Genomic DNA, 17,665 nt, shown 5'->3' with positions numbered 1-17,665 from the left:
TTTGTTCCGTGCGGAGAGACTACTCCCGCACACCAGCCCTGTAGGTTCTCGCCCAACGTGTCGGTTTCTCATTATCTTGTCGGCGGCGTGTCGGTCTCTCATTAACTTGTCGGGCTGCGAGGCTCCTGCGTATGGGTAGTGCGGCCCTGCAGGACACGGAGTTCCGTTACCGCGCGGTGGCGGGTGACTGGGTGGTGACACGCCTCGGTGAGGCTGATCTTGCTGAGGTGGTGCGGGGGCTGCCGGTGCGGGCGTTCCCGACGTACCGCGGTCAGCGCAACTATCCGGGGTGGCTGTGGCTGTCTACGACGTGCTCCTTGGTGGGGTACGAGAGTCTCCTCGAGCGAGACCGGCTATGGCTTGCCGATTTTGATCCGGCGGTGTCGTGGGTGTCGAGTCAGCCGTTCTGGGTCTCGGGCCGCGATGGCTCGCAGGTGCGGCGGCATGTCCCCGACTTCCTGTTGCAGACTACGACCGGGTTCGTGGTGGTCGACGTGAAGCCGGCCGAACTGGTCAACGATGCCCGGGTGGCCGCAGTCATGGGCTGGACCCGGAGGCTCTGCGCAGCGAGAGGGTGGCGCTACGAGGTCTGGTCGGGTGCGGACCCGGTGCTGCTACGGAACGTCCGATTCATGGCCACAGTTCGGCGCCAGGTCCTGGTCGCCGAGGACGTCGTCGGCAGGGTTGCCGACGCAGCACGGGCGGGCATGACGATCGCCCAGGTCGAAGCGGCGGCCGGCGTCGAGGTCGAACAAGGCCGCCCAGCGTCGTTGACGCTGTTGTGGACCCGTCGCTGGTCGGTCGATCTCACGCGCCCATTGACGGGTTCGTCGGTACTGAAGGACGTCGCATGACCGCCGGTAGCGTCGAGGTGCGGGTAGGTGACCGAGTCTGGTTCGACGGGCAGGGCTGGGAGGTCTCCGAGCTCACGAACGGAGTGGTCCGCCTTACCGATGGGGGAACAATCCGCGCCGTCAGCATCACGACGCTGCTGGCCAGTTTGCACGAAGCCACCGGCGCGGCGGAGGACCCCGACGCCACCGCTGACCAGCACACTGACATGTGGACGATCCCAGCCGTCCTGCTGGCTGCCCTGTCGACTCGACAGCGCAACTCGCTGGAGGCCAAGCTGACGGTGCTACGTCGACTCCTGGAGCCCAGCACCGAGGATGAGCGGAGCCTTGGGCAACGCTATGAGGACCTTGCCGCATCGCTTGATGTGAGCCGCCGCACACTGGAACGGCAGGTTGCCCGGCTCAGCGAGCTCGGCCCAGCGGGGCTGATTGATGCCAGGTTGCGGCAAGACGTTCGACGCGCTGTCGACCCACGCTGGGACAGCGCCTGCTTGGAGGTGCTCGCCTCCTACGGCAAGGCCAGCAATCCGACCAAGCAGGCGGTGATCCGTCGCGCGAACGAGGCGTTCCGAGCAGCTGCACCCGACGGGAGGGTGCCATCAGCCGCAGTGGCATACCGCCGCCTCGACGAGTTGGATAAGGGTCGTTACACGTTCGGTCCGGCGAAGCAGCGCCGGTCGGTCGCGAAGCGGCCGACCGGTGTGTTGGGTCGGCTGCGGGCGGACCGGCCGGGCCAGTACGTGCTGATGGACTCCTACCGGCTGGACGTGTTCGCGATGGAGCCGGTCACGCTGCGCTGGGTGAACACCGAGTTGACGGTGGCGATGGACTTGTTCGATCGCTGCATCACCGGGTTACGGCTGCGGCCGGTCGCGGCGCAGAGCCCGGACGTGGCGTCGGTGTTGTTCCAGACCGTGACCCCGCAAACGTGGGGCTGGCAGCACGGGGCGCCGCAGGGCCCCTACGGGGGGTTGCCGGACGGCATCGTGCTGGCCGATCCGGGTGGGGTGTTGCCGGACACGATCGTGGTCGATCACGGCAAGATCTACCTGTCCGAGCACACCCGGTCGGTGTGTGAACGGTTGGGGATCTCGATCCAGCCGGCTATCCCGGACAAGCCGACCGACAAGCCGGCGTTGGAGCGGTTCTTCCGGACGTTGCGGCAGTCGCTGTTGGAGCAGCTGCCCGGCTACAAGGGCCCGGACGTGTGGTCGCGCGGCAAGGACGTCGAGTCCGACGCGTTCTACTACGTCGGCGAGTTGGAGCAGCTGATCCGGGAATGGGTCGGCCGGGTCTATCACCACAGCCCGCACGACGGGCTGGTCGATCCTTTGGAGCCGCGGCTGAGGTTGTCGCCGGCGGAGATGTTCGCCCGTGGCGTCGCGGCCGCGGGCCGGATCCGGTTACCGACCCGGCAGGACCTGATCTATGACTTCCTGGAGGTGGAGTGGCGCACCATCCAGCACTACGGCGTCGAGATCGACGGCCGCCGCTACGACGGGCCCGGGTTGAACGACTACCGCGGTGTCCGCTCACCCTATGGCGGGGCGCATCCGGGGAAGTGGCCGGTGATGGTCGACCGTGACGATGTCCGCACCGTCCGGTTCCGGGACCCCGCCACCCGAACCTGGCACGAGCTGGAGTGGGAACACGCACCAGGCATTGATGCCCCGTTCTCGGCCGACGCCGCCCGCTACACCCGCACGATCGCGACCCGCACCGGCCGCCATGTCGACCCGCAGCAGGCCGTCGCTGACCTGCTCGCAGACTGGGCCGCTGGTGCAGTGACCTCGCGCCGGGACCGCAACATCGCGATCCGGCTCGCCACCCAACGCGCCCACCACGCCGGGTCGGACAGTGTCGTGGTGGAGGAACGGGACCGGGTATCGGTGCCTGGGGTGATCGATCTGCTGCAACGCCGGCAGGATCGCGAGCAAGGACTGCGAAGTGACGACGAGGACGTGTTCGCCGCCTACTACGCCGCCCATCCCGACGCGGACGGGTTGGAGGTGTTCGACGAATGAACCCGTGGGCACGCTGGTTGCAGGACAACGGCCCTGGCCGGTTCCAGCTTTCCTACAAGGGCGGCTGGGACGCGTTCGTCAATGCCGCGCCGCGCCAGGATCTGGAGGTGTTGACCCGGCAGCAGATGGGCCGGCTCGACCAGGACAGCCTGGAGGACTACAACGAGGCCCGGCTGGTCTGGAACGCGAACCTGCCGACCGTGAAGACCCACCAACTCAGCGCCGCGTTCGGGGTGATCGATCAGGTGATGGCGTCGAACCGGCGCGACGCCGACCGGCTGCGTGGCTCGGTCGTTGTCGATGCCGCGCCAGGGTTGGGCAAGACCACGATCGCGACCCGCTACGCCCGCGACTTCCACCGCCGGATCATGCGCCGCAACCCTGCCCGCACCACGTCGGGGCATCAGCGGCTGCCGGTGGCGTTCGTGCCGCTGTCGGCCGGGATGACCTTGAAGGGGCTGAACCAGAAGATCCTCGCCTTCTACGGCCACCCGGCCGCCGACCGGGCCTCCTCGGCACGGCTCGGCGCGCTCGCGGTCGACTGCGTCGCCTCCTGCGAAACCCAGCTGATCGTGATCGACGACTTGCACTTCATCGATTTCCGGCACCGCAACGGGCAAGAGGTGTCGAACCACCTCAAGGGACTGGCCAACGAAATGCCGGCCACGTTCATCTATGTCGGTGTCCGGCTGAAGGAGAAACGGTTCTTCGACGAAGGCATCCTCGGCCCCGACGCCGTCTATGCCCAAACCTCCCGCCGCGCCACCCGCTGCGAGGTCGCCCCGTTCGACATCCGCACCAGCCCCGGAGCGCAGGCCTGGACGCATCTGTTGCGGGCGATGGAGGCCCACATCAAGCTCGCCGACGCCAGGCCGGGAATGCTGACCGACCATGCGAAGGTGCTACACCGCCGCACCCAGGGCCACATCGCGTCCCTCACCAACCTGATCGACCGAGCCTGCTACCTCGCGATCGCCACCGGTGTCGAAACCCTCACCGCGGAACTCCTGACCGCCTCCACCGTCGACAATGCCGCCCACACCGCCGCAGCAATCAGCTGAACCACCCCACCGCGCCCAGCCGGCGCGGCGGCCGCCCGCGCTGCGTCTCATCCCCGCCGGCTACGACATCGACACGGTCCCCATCCACCTGCCGCCCCACCACGGGGAAGCGGTGCTGTCATGGATCCGGCGGCTCGCCGTCCGCTACGACGTGCCCGTGCGTGACCTGCTGCGCCACGCCGGCGCGAAACGTCGCATCAGCAGCAGCCGCGGCGTCGCCACCCGACTCCGCAACCTGCCCGGCATGGCTGCCCGGCTCGGCCTGACCCCGGAACAGATCAAACTGCTGGTCAACGTCCAGCCGCTGGCGACAGCGACAAGCAGCTACGCCGCCGCGTTCGGTCACACGAAACCCGTCCAGCCACAGTTCCGCTACTGCCCCCACTGCCTCACCGACCCCGATCCGTGGTGGCCAGACCACTGGCAATCACCCCTGTCGTGGATCTGCCCGATCCACCACACCTACCTGGTCAACGCCTGTCCGGCCTGCGGCCAACCACCACACGCCAGATTCGGCTGGATCGGGCGGGTCATCGAGCTGCATCGCTGCCCCTCCCAGCTACCCGCCACCGACCCGGCAGGCCGAAGGCGACTGCGGGACTGGTGCAACACCGACCTGACCACCGCCCCCACCCGTGCCGCACCGGCAGCCGCGGTCACCACCCAGCAACTCCTGCACGACTGGGCGGCAGCCCCGTCGACCACCCCGGTCACCGTCGCCGGTCTCACCGTGACCCGCCAGATCGCGTTCCAAGCCCTCGCCGAGCTTCTCGACGCAGGCACCCCCGGCTTCGACATCCTCGATGCCGCCAGCGACCCCGCCGAGACCGGCGCCGCGCTCGCCGAAGCAGGCCCGGTGCTGACCGCCACCGATCTGTCCTCAGCAGCCCAACACGCCACGATGCTGACCTACGACGGCGCCCACGCCCCCATCCGGCCGAACTGGCGCTTCACGAACCACCGCTACAGTCCGCTGCTGGCCGCCATCCAGCTCGCCGGCATCCGCGATCACCTACCCCCAATCGACCAGCTGATGTTCCGCACCGCCCAGCACGCACCCCGCTACCCGACCAGCCAGCTGCAGGACCCGACGCAGGCCCGCCGGCTCCGGCTGCCCGAGCACGAACCCAGCCTTCCCGAGCCCACCCCGGCCTGGATCCCGCAAACCATCTGGCCGCTGTGGGTGCCCGGCCAACAGCTCGGCTGCACCGCCCCAACCCTGCGCGACGCGCTGCTCGCCATGGTGCTGGCCAAGATCGGCAACCACGAACCATGGATGACGATCTGCCGCCACCTCCACCTCCCCGCGACCATGTCCAGCCGGATCGGTGCCTACCTGCGCCACGCGCGAGCCCACGGCACCTGGCCGGCCGTCCACACCGCGCTCGACAACCTGATCACCCACCTCCAGCACCACCCGCCACCCATCGACTACCAACAGCGCCGGGCACTCGGCCGCGACATCGATCTGCTCGTCGACGCCGTGCAAGCGGGCCGGCGGCGGCACCCCACCGACACCGACCTACTCACCCTGACAAGGCAGTTCTGGGAGAGATTCACCGGCGGCGCCATCGCCTATGCACCCGAACGACTCTGGCTCGACCCAGCCACACCCGCCTACACCGACTACCGCTGCACCAACCCGCTCCTGCACGCCGACCTTTTCCACAGCGCCCACCTCCACCTACGCACCCACCACCACGTCGACGGCCCGCTCCGCTGGACACCACCAACACCATCACGACACCACGCGGGAGGGACTCACAGCCCCACGGCGCCGACAAACCAGGCTTGACCGGACGCGTCACCGCCAGCTGTCGGCCGCCAGGACCCAAGGTGATGGGACGATTGCCTCGCAGCCAAGCACCCACCCGTCGGGAAGCGAAGAGGTAAGCCATGGCCGACAAGACCCCCAAGACGGGGCGGCGGCGTGGCCGCTGGTCACTACGCGACCTGCCGCTGCCGGCCGCGGCGGCCCTCACCATCGGGGTGCTGCTCCTGGCGGCGTTCGCGGTGCTGTGGGCGACCGGCCGTCCCGAGGGCGGTGACTGGTGGCTGCTGCACGAGAAGCCACTGGGCTGGAAGGACCGCCTCACCATCGCCGGGGCAGTCGCGGCCGGCGCCGGTGCCGCCGTCGCGCTGGTAGTCAGCTACCGCAAACAACGCGACGCCGAAGACAGCAAATTCGCCAACGACTTCGCCGCAGCCGCCGCCCAACTCGGTGACGCCGCACCAGCCGTCCGCATCGCCGGCGTCTACGGCCTCAGCGCACTCGCCGACCGCCACCACGCCCGCCGCCAACAATGCATCGACGCCCTCTGCGGATACCTACGCCTCACCTACGACCCCGACGCGCACGCCCGCAACCTCTCCACCACCACCCGAGCCAGAACCCTCGAAGACAACGACAGCCAGGAAACCGACACCATCAGCTACCGACCCGACGACCGCGAAGTCCGGCTCACCATCATCCGCACCATCCGCGACCACCTCCGCGACCCCCGCTCAGCCACCAACTGGTGCAACAACGACTTCGACTTCTCCAACGTCACCTTCGACGGCTGCGACTTCTCCCGCGCAACCTTCAACGGCCGGGCCTCGTTCAACCGGGCGACGTTCAGCGACCGGGTGTCCTTCGACGAGGTGACGTTTGGCGGCGACTTGGTGTCCTTCGACGGGGCGACGTTCAGCGGCGACTTGGTGTCCTTCGACGGGGCGACGTTCAGCGGCGACCGGGTTTCCTTCGAAGAGGCGACGTTCAGCGGCGACCTGGTGTCGTTTGACAGTGCGTGGTTCGAAGGCGACCAAGTGAGGTTCGACGAGGCGACGTTTGGCGGCGGCCGGGTTTCCTTCGAAGAGGCGACGTTCAGCCGCGACCATGTGTGGTTCGACGGGGCGGGGTTCAGCGGCAGCCGGGTGTCGTTCGACCGGGCGGGGTTCAGCGGCAGCCGGGTGTCCTTCGACGAGGTGACGTTCAGCGACGGCCGGGTCTCGTTCGACGAGGTGACGTTCAGCGACGACCAGGTGACGTTCGACCGCGCGAGGTTCAGCGGCAGCCGGGTCTCATTCGACGGGGCGACGTTCAGCGGCGATCAGGTGTGGTTCGACGGGGCGAGGTTCGACGGCGGCCAAGTGTCGTTCGACCGGGCGACGTTGGGTGGTGATTGGATGTCGTTCGTCAAGGCGAGGTTCAGCGGCGGCCGGGTTTCCTTCGACGAGGCGACCTTCAGCGGCGGCCGGGTGTCCTTCGACGTGGCGACCTTCAGCGACGACCAGGTCTCGTTCGACCGCGCGAGGTTCAGCGGCGGCCGGGTTTCCTTCGACGAGGCGACCTTCAGCCGCGGCCGGGTCTCGTTCGACGAGGCGACGTTCCGCGACGGCCACGTCACCCGCGACGGACACCCGTTCCATGGATGGCCAGAGTCTGACTCGACGCACGACACCCCAGCAGCAAGCGTCGAATGAGGACGCCATCGGCGATCCAACCCACCGGCGAACAAAACCTGAGCCGAGCGGGACAATCGGCAACTGCTGGCAGGTGCCTGAGGGAACTGACAATCTAGTGAGAAACGGCCGCCCGCAAGCAACCTGTCGCTCCGCTAGTCAACAACATGTCACCCACGACAGATCGCGCGAGAACCTACAAGCCCTGACCGCAAGGTGGCCGCGCCGCGCCGGTCCACCGTGCTGTCAGAGCCATCCGTTAGCCTCGTCGCGTGACGATCAAAGGCAAACCCGCCGCCGAGGGGCGCGACTATGAGGCCCGGCACCTGCTCGTCCTGGAGGGTCTGGAGGCGGTGCGCAAGCGGCCCGCCATGTACATCGGGTCGACCGACACCCGCGGCCTGATGCACTGCCTGTGGGAGATCATCGACAACGCGGTCGACGAGGCGCTGGCCGGGTTCGGCGACTCGATCCGGGTCGAGCTGGGCGCCGACGGCAGCATCGCGGTCGACGACGTGGCGCGCGGCATCCCGGTCGACATCGAGCCGCGCACCGGGCTGTCCGGGGTCGAGGTGGTGTTCACCAAGCTGCACGCCGGCGGCAAATTCGGCGCCGGCTCCTACAACGCCACCGGCGGCCTGCACGGCGTCGGTGCCTCGGTGGTGAACGCGCTGGCGTCCCGGCTCGACGTCGAGGTCGACCGCAACGGCGGCACCTGGGCGATGTCGTTCAGGCGCGGGGTCCCGGGCAGCTTCGACGGCCCCGGTCCGGACGCCCCGTTCACCCCCGGCGCCCAGCTCGCCAAAGTGCGCCGCGCCGCGCGCGGCCGCACCGGCACCCGGGTGCGGTACTGGCCCGACCGGCAGATCTTCCTGCCCGACGCCGAACTTTCGCTGACCCATCTGGTGGCCCGGGCGCGGCAGACCAGCTTCCTGGTGCCCGGCCTGGAACTGATCGTCACCGACGCCCGCGGCGACGAGCCGACCACCGAGGTGTTCAAGCACGACGGCGGCATCTCGGAGTTCTGCGACTTCCTGGCCACCGATGCGCCGGTCAGCGACATCCTGCGGTTGCAGGGCAGCGATTCGTTCACCGAGACCGTCCCGATGCTGGACGACGACGGCGCGATGACCCCGACCGACGTCGACCGGACGCTGGAGGTCGACATCGCGCTGCGCTGGGGCACCGGCTACGACAGTCACGTCCAGTCGTTCGTGAACATCATCGCCACCCCCAAGGGCGGCACCCACGTCAGCGGCTTCGAGCGCGGCCTGGTGCGCGCCTTCGGCAAGGCGCTGGAAGGCACCCGGCTGCTGAAGTCCGGCGAAGAGGTGGTCAAGGACGACATCCTGGAAGGGCTGACCGCGGTGGTCACCGTCCGGCTGGCCGAGCCGCAGTTCGAGGGCCAGACCAAGGAGGTGCTCGGCACCCCGCCGGTGACCCGGCTGGTGGCCCGCATCGTCGAATCCGAACTGACCGAGTTCCTCACCTCGAACCGCGCCGCGCAGCGTCCGCAGGCCCGGGCGGTGATGGAGAAGGTGGTCTCGGCGTCCCGCACCCGGGTGGCCGCCCGTGCCCACAAGGAGAACCAGCGCCGCAAGAACGCGCTCGAATCGAGCACGCTGCCGTCCAAGCTGGCCGACTGCCGCAGCACCGACGGCGACCGCACCGAGCTGTTCATCGTCGAGGGCGACTCGGCGATGGGCACCGCCAAGCTGGCCCGCAACTCGGAGTTCCAGGCGCTGCTGCCGATTCGCGGCAAGATCCTCAACGTGCAGCGGGCCAGTGTCGGCGACATGCTGAAGAACGCCGAGTGCGCCTCGATCATCCAGGTGGTCGGGGCCGGTTCGGGACGCACCTTCGAGCTCGAGCAGGCCCGCTACGGCAAGGTGATCTTCATGGCCGACGCCGATTCCGACGGGGCCCACATCCGCACCCTGCTGACCACGCTGTTCTTCAAGTACATGCGGCCGATGATCGAAGCCGGGCGGGTGTACACGGCGGTTCCGCCGCTGCACCGCTTCGAGTTGAGCAACCCCCGCAAGGGGCAGGACCGGTACATCTACACCTACAACGAGGCCGAGTACCAGCGGAAGCTCGCCGAGCTCACCAAGCGGGGGGTGAACTTCAAGGAGCCGCAGCGCTACAAGGGTCTGGGTGAGATGGACGCCGACCAGCTCAAGGAGACCACGATGGATCCGCGGCACCGGACGCTGCGCCGGATCACCGTGGAGGAGGGCGAGTCGCTGGAACAGGCGATGGCCACCTTCGAGAAGCTGATGGGCAACGAGGTCGGTCCGCGCAAGGAGTTCATCGTCGCCGGCGCGTATGCGCTGGATGCCGAGCGGATCGACGCCTGAGCGCTGGCCGCACCAGCGGCGAGCGGCGTGGTTGGGCCATGCCCAGGCGCGTGCCGCTGAGGCCACCGGGGCGTGGGCGATAGCCTGCGGCCATGACAGCGAGCCACTCGACACCGACGATTCTGCTGCGCTCCGAAGAGCGGGCCAGTGAGCGGCGCACGCCGATCACCCCCGCCGGCGCCGCCACCCTGCGGGACGCGGGCATTACCGTGCTGGTGGAGTCGTCACCGGTGCGGGTCTTCGACGACGCCCAGTACGCCGCGGAGGGCCTGGAGATCATCCCGCCCGGCTCCTGGGTGCGGGCCGATCCCGAGGTGGTCGTGGTCGGCATCAAGGAACTGCCGGAGGAGCCGGAGAAACTGCGGCACCGGCACGTCTACTTCGGGCACGCCTACAAGGGACAGCATGGCGCGGAGGAGCTGTTGCGCCGGTTCGTGGCCGGCGGGGGAGAACTGCTCGACCTGGAGTACCTGGTCGACGACGCCGGACGCCGAGTGGTCGCCTTCGGCTACTGGGCCGGCTTCGTCGGCGGGTCGCTGGGTGCGTTGCAGCTGTGCGGCACGCTGCCGGCCCCCCTGGAGCCGATGACCCTGGACGGACTGGCCGGGAGGCTGGAGGACGCGGCCGAGAAGCTGTCCGGAGCCACCGCGGTGGTGACCGGCGCCTTCGGCCGGGCCGGCCGCGGCGCCAGCGACGCCCTTCTGCTGGCCGGGATGGGGGTGTCGCGGTGGGATCGGGAACACACCGCCAACCTGGATCCGGATGCGCTGGTGGCGCACGACCTGCTGGTGCACTGCGTCCACGCCGCGACGCCGCAGCGGCCGTTCCTCACCGAGGCCGACCGGGACCGTCCCGGACGCCGGCTGCGGGTGCTGGCCGATGTCACCGCGGACGTCACCTCGAACCTCAACCTGTTGCCGGTCAGCGACCGGCACACCACCTGGCCCGAGCCGGTGCGGCGGATCTGGGACGACCCGGTGCCGCTGGACGCCATCGTGATCGACAATCTGCCCTCGCTGCTGCCGTTGCAGGCCAGTCAGGACTTCTCCGCCGGCCTGTTGCCGATCCTGCCCGGGTTGTTCACCGGCGAGCCGGTCTGGACCCGGGCCGCCGGGACCTTCGCCGAGGCGACCGGCCGGTTGGGCTGACCCACCTGGGGCTCTCGCGTCCGGCGTCCGGGTGCTGACATACCCGGTATGGCCCTGCCTAATCAGTTCTGCCCTCCCGTCGACGGGAGGGCAGAACTGATTAGGCAGGGCCTTGTGGGTCGGGGCGAGCGGGGCCTGGCGGCGTGGGCGTCGGGTCGGTGCCGACGGGGTGGAGGGGTCAGCCGAGGGCGTGGATCCGGTGGCGAGCCTCGACCAGGGCGCGGCGTTCTGCCGGCAGGTCGAGCGGACGCTTCGCGGCGTCCACCGGGTGCTCCGGCGAGGCGGCGTGCCGATCGCGCTGGGCCCAGCGGATCAGGGCCAGGCCGCCGTGCAGTGCCAGCCGATCGAGAATGCTGAGGCGTCGCAGTTCCGTCGGCCGGGTGTATTCGTGGACGGGGTTCAATAGTGTGTTCATGGCGTTGGAATTCTTGAATCGAGGCAGACTTCAATAACGTGTCCGCGAATTGGCGCGGACCCGGTGGGGCCTAAAAGTGGCTTTTTCATATATTGCGGGCGACGCGGTGGCTGGTTGGTGTCGCGCAGGCACGATCGCCGACGGGCAGCACGCTGCCCAAGGTGGCGTGATCGTCTAGAGTGCGCGGACCAGCATCAGCAGGACGTGAGCGAAAGCTGCCGCATCGCTAGCTGACTAGCGGCGATGAACCGCCCACGGGGCCAAAAGCCGGCGCGACGGTGCCGCCGATCTGCAGGTTCAATCCTGTCATCATCTCTCAGCCTCCCTTCTGTGGTCGCGGTCGTAAGGCTGATCCGACGATATGCCCGAACTCGGGGAATTGCAACCTGGCAGAGGGAATTGATGAGGTGCTAACCAGCGGCGGGTTCTTGCCGAAAGCCTGCCCGGTCGAGAAATGTCGTGTTGACCTGGGGTTTCGAACGGCCAGGTAGGTGCCGGTGCGGGTCGCTTCGAGGACGGGTTTCGAGAAGCGTAACCAGCGACTGGGCCGGCTCGACCAGCGGCTGGATAACCTCACCCGGCGACCGGACCGGCTCACGCAGCGACTCGACGAGGCCGGGCTAACCGGCCAGGGAGAGTGCGAACGGCAGTACGGCGTCCGCCCCGGCCCGGCGCAGCAGCCGGGACGCCACGGTGATCGTCCAGCGAGAGTCGACCAGGTCGTCCACCAGGAGCACCGGACCGTTCAGGTCCCGCAGTTGCGCGGCGAGTTGGTCGGGGACGGCGAAGCGCTCCCACAGGTCCCGTACCCGGTAGGCGCTGTTGCTGGAGCCGCGAGGATCGGCGTCCGGGTTCAGCGCGAGCGGACCGAGCAACGGCAGGCGTCCGGCGGAGGCGATGCCGGTGGCCAGCGACTCGACCAGTCGGGGACGTCCCACGCTCGGCACCCAGACCACCGCTGACGGGCGTTCGGCCCAGTTCCAGGCCGCCAGCACCCGCAGGCTCGCCCGGCCCAGTTCGGCGGGCACCTCGGCGTCCACCGGGCAGCCGTCGGCGTCGGTGGCGAACAGCTCGCGCAACGGGCCGCCCCAGCCCAGGTCGGTCAGCCGGGCCACCACCCGCCCCTCGGACGCCTGGTCCGCGGCGGGAATCTTGCCGGACACGGCCTTGCCGTCGGCGCGGATGCCGAGGCGATCGAGCCCGGTCGGCCACAGCGCCCGGGGCGGCACCGGCACCCCCACCCGGTCGAGCGCCTCGGACGCCGTCTGGGTGCTCGTCACGGTCACGTCGGTGGGATACCAGGGTCCGGCGCAGGCGTCGCAACGACCACAGGGCGCGGCGTGCGGGTCGTCCAGCTGGCGGGTGAGGAACGCCATCCGGCAGTCGTCCAGCTTCTGGTAGGCGAGCATCGCGTCCTGCTCTGCGACCCGGGCGGCGGCGATGCGTTCGTACCGTTCGGCGTCGTAGTGCCACGGACGTCCGGTGCCGATCCAGCCGCCGGCCACGTACTCGACCGCGCCGTCGACGGCCAGCACCTTGAGCAGCAGCTCCAGGGGTCCGCGGCGCAGGTCGACCCGGGCCTCCAGCGCGGGCACCGACAGCGGACGATCGGCGTCGGCGAGCGCGCCCAGCACGGTGTCGGCGCGGGCCTGGGTGGGCATCGCGTTGGTGGCGAACCAATGCCAGATGTCGCGGTCTTCGACCCCGGGCAACAGCAGGACGTCGGCGCGGTCGGTGGCGCGTCCGGCACGTCCGACCTGCTGGTAGTAGGCGACCGGCGAACTGGGCGCGCCGATGTGCACCACGAACCCGAGGTCGGGCTTGTCGAAGCCCATGCCCAGCGCCGAGGTGGCGACCAGCGCCTTCACCCGGTTCGCCTTGAGCGCGTCTTCGGCGGCCAGCCGCTCAGCGGCGTCGGTGCGCCCGGTGTAGGGCAGCACAGTGTGCCCGGCCTGGCTGAGGAAGGCCGCCGCGTCTTCGGCGGCCGACACCGTCAGGCAGTAGACGATGCCGCTGCCCGGCAGGCTGGGCAGGTGCTCGGCGAGCCAGGCCAGCCGGCGGTGCGCGGTGCCGAGCTCCAGCACCCCGAGCCGCAGCGAGTCGCGGGCCAGCGCGCCGCGCAGGGTGAACACGTCGCGGCCGCCGGTGCCGAGCTGCTCGGCGACATCGTCGACCACTCGCTGGTTCGCCGTCGCGGTCGTGGCCAGCACCGGGACGTCGTCGCCGAGCTCACCGATCAGGTCGCGGATCCGGCGGTAGTCGGGCCGAAAGTCGTGACCCCAGTCGCTGATGCAGTGCGCCTCGTCGATCACCAGCAGGCCGAGCGAGGACACCAGCCGAGGCAGCTGTTCGGCCCGGAACCGCGGGTTCACCAGGCGTTCCGGTGAGACGAACAGGACGTCGACGGCATCGGCGTCGAGCAGGCCCTCGACCTCGCGCCATTCGGTGACGTTGGCCGAGTTGATCGCGGCGGCCCGGACGCCGGCCCGCTCGGCGGCCTGCACCTGGTCGCGCATCAGGGCCAGCAGCGGCGACACGATCAGTGCCGGACCGGCGCCCTCGCGGCGGCGCAGCAGGGCGGCGATGAAGTACACCGCCGACTTGCCCCAACCGGTCCGCTGCACCACCAGGGCACGACGCCGGTCGGCGACCAGGGCCTCGATCGCCTCGTACTGGCCGGGGTGAAAGGCGGCGCCGGGGCGTCCGGTGAGGTCGGCCAGGATCGCGGTCGCACGCGCGCGCAGATCACTCGTCGGAGGCGCCGGCTCGGTCGCGGAAGGGGTCATGTCTGCCACCGTCTCACGGCCCACCGACAGTTCGTGCATGCAGAGCGCCGGTGACGGCTCTTCAGCGTCGGGGTCGTGGTTTCGAGAAGCTCAACCACCGGTGATCGAGCTTGTCGAGATCCTCCGAGTTTCGACAGGCTCAACCGGTGAGCGGTATCCGCTCAGCAGACCTGGCTGAGCAGGCCGGTGTCGACGTCATAGAGGAAGCCGCCGATCTGTGCCGTGCCCTCGATCAGCGGATGCTCCCTGAGCAGCGTCACGTCGGCGCGCAGCTTGGCTTCCTGATCGGTGGTGGCGCCCACGCTGAGACCGGAGGCGTCCCGTCCGCTGGCCTCGGCGACCCGGCGTCGCATCTCGGCGTCGTCGCAGGCCGCCATCGCGCACCGGGTGTGGGCGATGACCAGGATGCGCTCGACCCGCAGCAGATGGACGCCGAGGATGCAGCCGTTGACGGCGTCTTCGGTGACGTGGCCACCCGGGGTGCGCAGGATCTTGGCCTCGCCGAGCATCAGCCCGAGCATCTCCAGCGGCTGGAGTCGCGAATCCATACAGGTCACCACCGCGACGCCGGCATGCGCGTAGCCGTCGAAGTTGCGGGGAGCGGAGGTCGCGTAGCGACGATTGGCCTTCAGCAGATCATCGAACTCATCGGTCACGCCGCTCACCATAACGGCACCCGCCGGCCCTCCTACCGAACGCTCGCCTAAGAGGTTCCGCAGGTAGGCACGATCGGTTGGCCGCCGCCCCAGCACGCACCTGAGCACCTTCTCCTCACTCGACGTGGCTCCGCCACGACTTCGCTCGTCGGCGGCACTCAGGCACGCACTGGAACGACGTCCAACTCGACCGCCCTACCTGCGGAACCTCTAACTACTTGCCGCTCGCCGAACTCGGCGAGCGGCAAATAGTTAGGCGAGCGTTCGGCGGGGAGTGGGACGAAAGGAACCGTCCCCCGCGTACCGGAACGGTCTCGGGGTACCGGGGTCAGCGGTGGGCGCGCGTCGAGACCGCGGCGATGGGTTGGCCGACGGAGACGCCCGAGCCGTCCCGGCGGGGGTCGATCGCGGGCAGGTCGACGGGTGCTCCGCTGGCGGCGGACGCCACGGCGGGGGAGGGGCCGACCCAGGCCAGCTGCAGGACGTCCTCGCCCTTCAGGAAGCGCTGGCAGCGGACGCCGCCGGTGCCGCGTCCCTTGCCCGGGTACTCCTCGAACGGGGTGACCTTGACACTGCCGGCGTCGGTTCCGGGCAGCGCTGTGGACGACCCGGCCACCGAGACCACGACCGCATCGGACGCCGGGCTGACCCCGAAGAACACCACCCGGGCACCGGCGGGCAGTTTCACCCCGGCCATGCCGCCGCCGGAGCGGCCCTGCGGACGCACCCCCGCCACCGGGAAGTGCAGCAGCTGGGCGTCCGAGGTGACGAAGACGAGCTCGTCGGTGTCGTCGCGCAACTCGGCCGCGCCGACCACTCGGTCGCCGTCGTCGAGCCGGACGATCTCCCAGGAGTCCTTGCCGAGAATGTCCGGGTTGACCCTCTTCACCACGCCGCGCTCGGTGCCCAGCGCCCAGCCGAAGGTGTCCTCGCTCAGGCTGGTCACGGCGAGGATCCGCTCGTCGGCCTCCAACGCGAACAGCTCGGACGCCGGCGAACCGCCCTGCAGATTGGGCGCCTGCGCGGTGGGCGGCACCGACGGCAGGTCGATGGTCTGGCCGCGGATCACCCGGCCGTGGCTGGTGATCAGCCCGAACTCGCCGCGGGCGGTGGACGCGCAGGTGCTGACGATCACGTCGTGCACCGCCCGGCCGCCGGCGGACGCCAACGGCTCGGCGTTGTCGGTGCGGGCCAGCAGTCCGGCCGACGACAGCAGCACCCGGCACGGATCGTCGGCGATCTCCAACGGCGTCGCCTGGGCCTTCGCGGCGGCCACCGAGCCGCCACCGGAAGCCAGCAGCACGGTGCGTCGCGGTGTCCCGTGGGTGCGGGCCACCTCGTCCAGTTCGTTCGACACCAGCGACCGCAGCAGCGCCGGATCGTCGATGATCGCCTGCAGGTCGGCGATCCGCCTCTGCAGCTCGTCCCGCTCGGACTCCAGCTCGATCCGGGAGAATTTGGTCAGCCGGCGCAACTGCATGTCCAGGATGTAGCTGGCCTGCACCTCGGACAGCTCGAACGCCTCGATCAGTTTGGCCTTCGCGACACCCGCGTCGTCGCTGCCCCGGATGATCGCGATCACGTCGTCGATGTCGAGGATCGCGATCAGCAGGCCCTCGACCAGATGCAGCCGGTCGGACGCCTTGCCCAGCCGGAACTTCGTCCGGCGCAGGGTGACCTCGAGCCGGTGATCGAGGTAGACGGTGAGCATCTCGCGCAGGCTCAGGGTGCGCGGCTGCCCCTCGACCAGCGCGACCGCGTTGATGCCGAAGGAATCCTCCAGCCGGGTCTGCTTGTAGAGCTGCTCCAACACCGCGTCGGGGTTGAACCCGTTCTTGATCTCGATCACCAGCCGGGTGCCGTTGGCCAGGTCGGTGAGGTCCTTCAGGTCGGCGATCCCGGTCAGCTTCTTGGACTGCACCAGGTTCTTGATCTGCTCGATCACCCGCTCCGGGCCGACCATGTAGGGCAGCTCGGTGACCACGATGCCCTTGCGCCGCGGATGCACCTGCTCGATCCGGGCGGTGGCCCGGATCCGGAAACTGCCGCGTCCGGTCAGGTAGGCGTCCCGGACGCCGTCCAGGCCGACGATCTTGCCGCCGGTGGGCAGGTCGGGGCCGGGGACGAACCGCATCAGCTCTTCGGAGTCGGCCCCCGGATGGGCGATCAGGTGCTTCAGCGCCTGGACGCATTCGATCAGGTTGTGCGGCGGGATGTTGGTCGCCATCCCCACCGCGATGCCGGTGGTGCCGTTCACCAGCAGGTTCGGGAAAGCGGCCGGCAGGACGACCGGCTCGGTCTCCTTGCCGTCGTAGTTGGGCTTGAAGTCGACGGTGTCCTCGGCGAGCCCGGCGGTCATCGCCGTCGCCGCGGTCGCCATCCGGCACTCGGTGTAACGCATCGCGGCGGGTCCGGCGTCCAGCGAACCGAAGTTGCCGTGCCCGTCCACCACCGGCAGCCGCTGCGCCCACGGTTGCGCCAGCCGGACCAGCGCGTCGTAGATCGCCGCGTCGCCGTGCGGGTGCAGCAGACCCATCACCTGGCCGACCACCCGGGCCGACTTCACGTGCGGACGGTCCGGGCGGATGCCCATGTCGTCCATCGTGTAGAGGATGCGGCGCTGCACCGGCTTGAGGCCGTCGCGGGCGTCCGGCAGGGCCCGGCTGTAGATCACCGAATAGGCGTATTCGAGGTAGCTGGTCTCCATCTCGTCGGAGATGTCGATGTCGACGATGCGTTCGACCACGTCGTCGTCGGCCGGGGGACGCGCCACCGCTGCCTCGCTTTCCGTTACGTCAGGATCCAGAGCTTCCGCTCAGCCGATTGTGGCCCCTCAGGCAAGCCGGGCGTCCGCCTGACACGCTCCGGACGCCGGGTTTCGGCGAGCCCCACCCCGTCGCGGACGGACCGAGACGAC

General features: G+C 69.4%; 11 protein-coding genes. 7 read left to right on the top strand and 4 right to left on the bottom strand.

What is annotated here, in order from left to right; all coding sequences use genetic code 11:
• Window positions 1–131: 131 nt before the first annotated feature.
• The 7 genes from QM582_RS04380 (at window position 132) to QM582_RS04350 (ending at window position 10,891) form a co-directional block, all read left to right on the top strand.
• Window positions 132–854, top strand: a complete 723-nt coding sequence (locus QM582_RS04380; RefSeq protein WP_415082086.1) for a TnsA-like heteromeric transposase endonuclease subunit — start codon at window positions 132–134, stop codon at window positions 852–854.
• The gene (locus QM582_RS04375; RefSeq protein WP_415082084.1) at window positions 851–2,878 is read left to right on the top strand and encodes a hypothetical protein; all 2,028 of its coding nucleotides are present in this window, start codon (window positions 851–853) and stop codon (window positions 2,876–2,878) included. The genes QM582_RS04380 and QM582_RS04375 overlap by 4 nt, the downstream gene beginning before the upstream one ends.
• Entirely contained in the window at window positions 2,875–3,939 is a 1,065-nt protein-coding gene (locus QM582_RS04370; protein ID WP_415082082.1) for an ATP-binding protein, read from the top strand. The genes QM582_RS04375 and QM582_RS04370 overlap by 4 nt, the downstream gene beginning before the upstream one ends.
• Window positions 3,908–5,734 (top strand): TniQ family protein, encoded by a 1,827-nt coding sequence (locus tag QM582_RS04365; RefSeq protein ID WP_415082080.1) that lies wholly within the window; start codon window positions 3,908–3,910, stop codon window positions 5,732–5,734. The genes QM582_RS04370 and QM582_RS04365 overlap by 32 nt, the downstream gene beginning before the upstream one ends.
• A gap of 101 nt (window positions 5,735–5,835) precedes the next feature.
• Window positions 5,836–7,404, top strand: a complete 1,569-nt coding sequence (locus QM582_RS04360; RefSeq protein WP_415082079.1) for a pentapeptide repeat-containing protein — start codon at window positions 5,836–5,838, stop codon at window positions 7,402–7,404.
• 251 nt (window positions 7,405–7,655) lie between these two features.
• A complete protein-coding gene (locus tag QM582_RS04355) occupies window positions 7,656–9,743 on the top strand; it encodes a DNA gyrase/topoisomerase IV subunit B (protein WP_415082077.1) in 2,088 nt (695 codons plus the stop codon).
• Between the two features lie 92 nt (window positions 9,744–9,835).
• Complete coding sequence (locus QM582_RS04350) at window positions 9,836–10,891, top strand: hypothetical protein (protein ID WP_415082075.1); 1,056 nt, start codon at window positions 9,836–9,838, stop codon at window positions 10,889–10,891.
• A 178-nt stretch (window positions 10,892–11,069) separates the two neighbouring features.
• On the opposite strand, the gene QM582_RS04345 is transcribed toward QM582_RS04350, so the two are convergent.
• From QM582_RS04345 to QM582_RS04330, 4 genes are all read right to left on the bottom strand, one after another.
• The gene (locus tag QM582_RS04345) at window positions 11,070–11,306 is read right to left on the bottom strand and encodes a hypothetical protein (RefSeq protein ID WP_415082074.1); all 237 of its coding nucleotides are present in this window, start codon (window positions 11,304–11,306) and stop codon (window positions 11,070–11,072) included.
• A gap of 620 nt (window positions 11,307–11,926) precedes the next feature.
• The gene (locus QM582_RS04340) at window positions 11,927–14,092 is read right to left on the bottom strand and encodes a RecQ family ATP-dependent DNA helicase (protein ID WP_415082072.1); all 2,166 of its coding nucleotides are present in this window, start codon (window positions 14,090–14,092) and stop codon (window positions 11,927–11,929) included.
• Window positions 14,093–14,253: 161 nt separating this feature from the next.
• Window positions 14,254–14,748: a beta-class carbonic anhydrase gene (locus QM582_RS04335; protein WP_415082070.1), complete on the bottom strand. Its 495-nt coding sequence runs from the start codon at window positions 14,746–14,748 to the stop codon at window positions 14,254–14,256.
• Between the two features lie 328 nt (window positions 14,749–15,076).
• Complete coding sequence (locus QM582_RS04330; protein WP_415082069.1) at window positions 15,077–17,521, bottom strand: DNA gyrase/topoisomerase IV subunit A; 2,445 nt, start codon at window positions 17,519–17,521, stop codon at window positions 15,077–15,079.
• Window positions 17,522–17,665: the final 144 nt, after the last annotated feature.

The organism is Micropruina sp. (assembly GCF_047607385.1).
Classification (GTDB): domain Bacteria; phylum Actinomycetota; class Actinomycetes; order Propionibacteriales; family Propionibacteriaceae; genus Micropruina.
The sequence above is the reverse complement of the archived record's forward strand: the minus strand, read 5'-3'. Positions and strand labels throughout refer to the sequence as shown.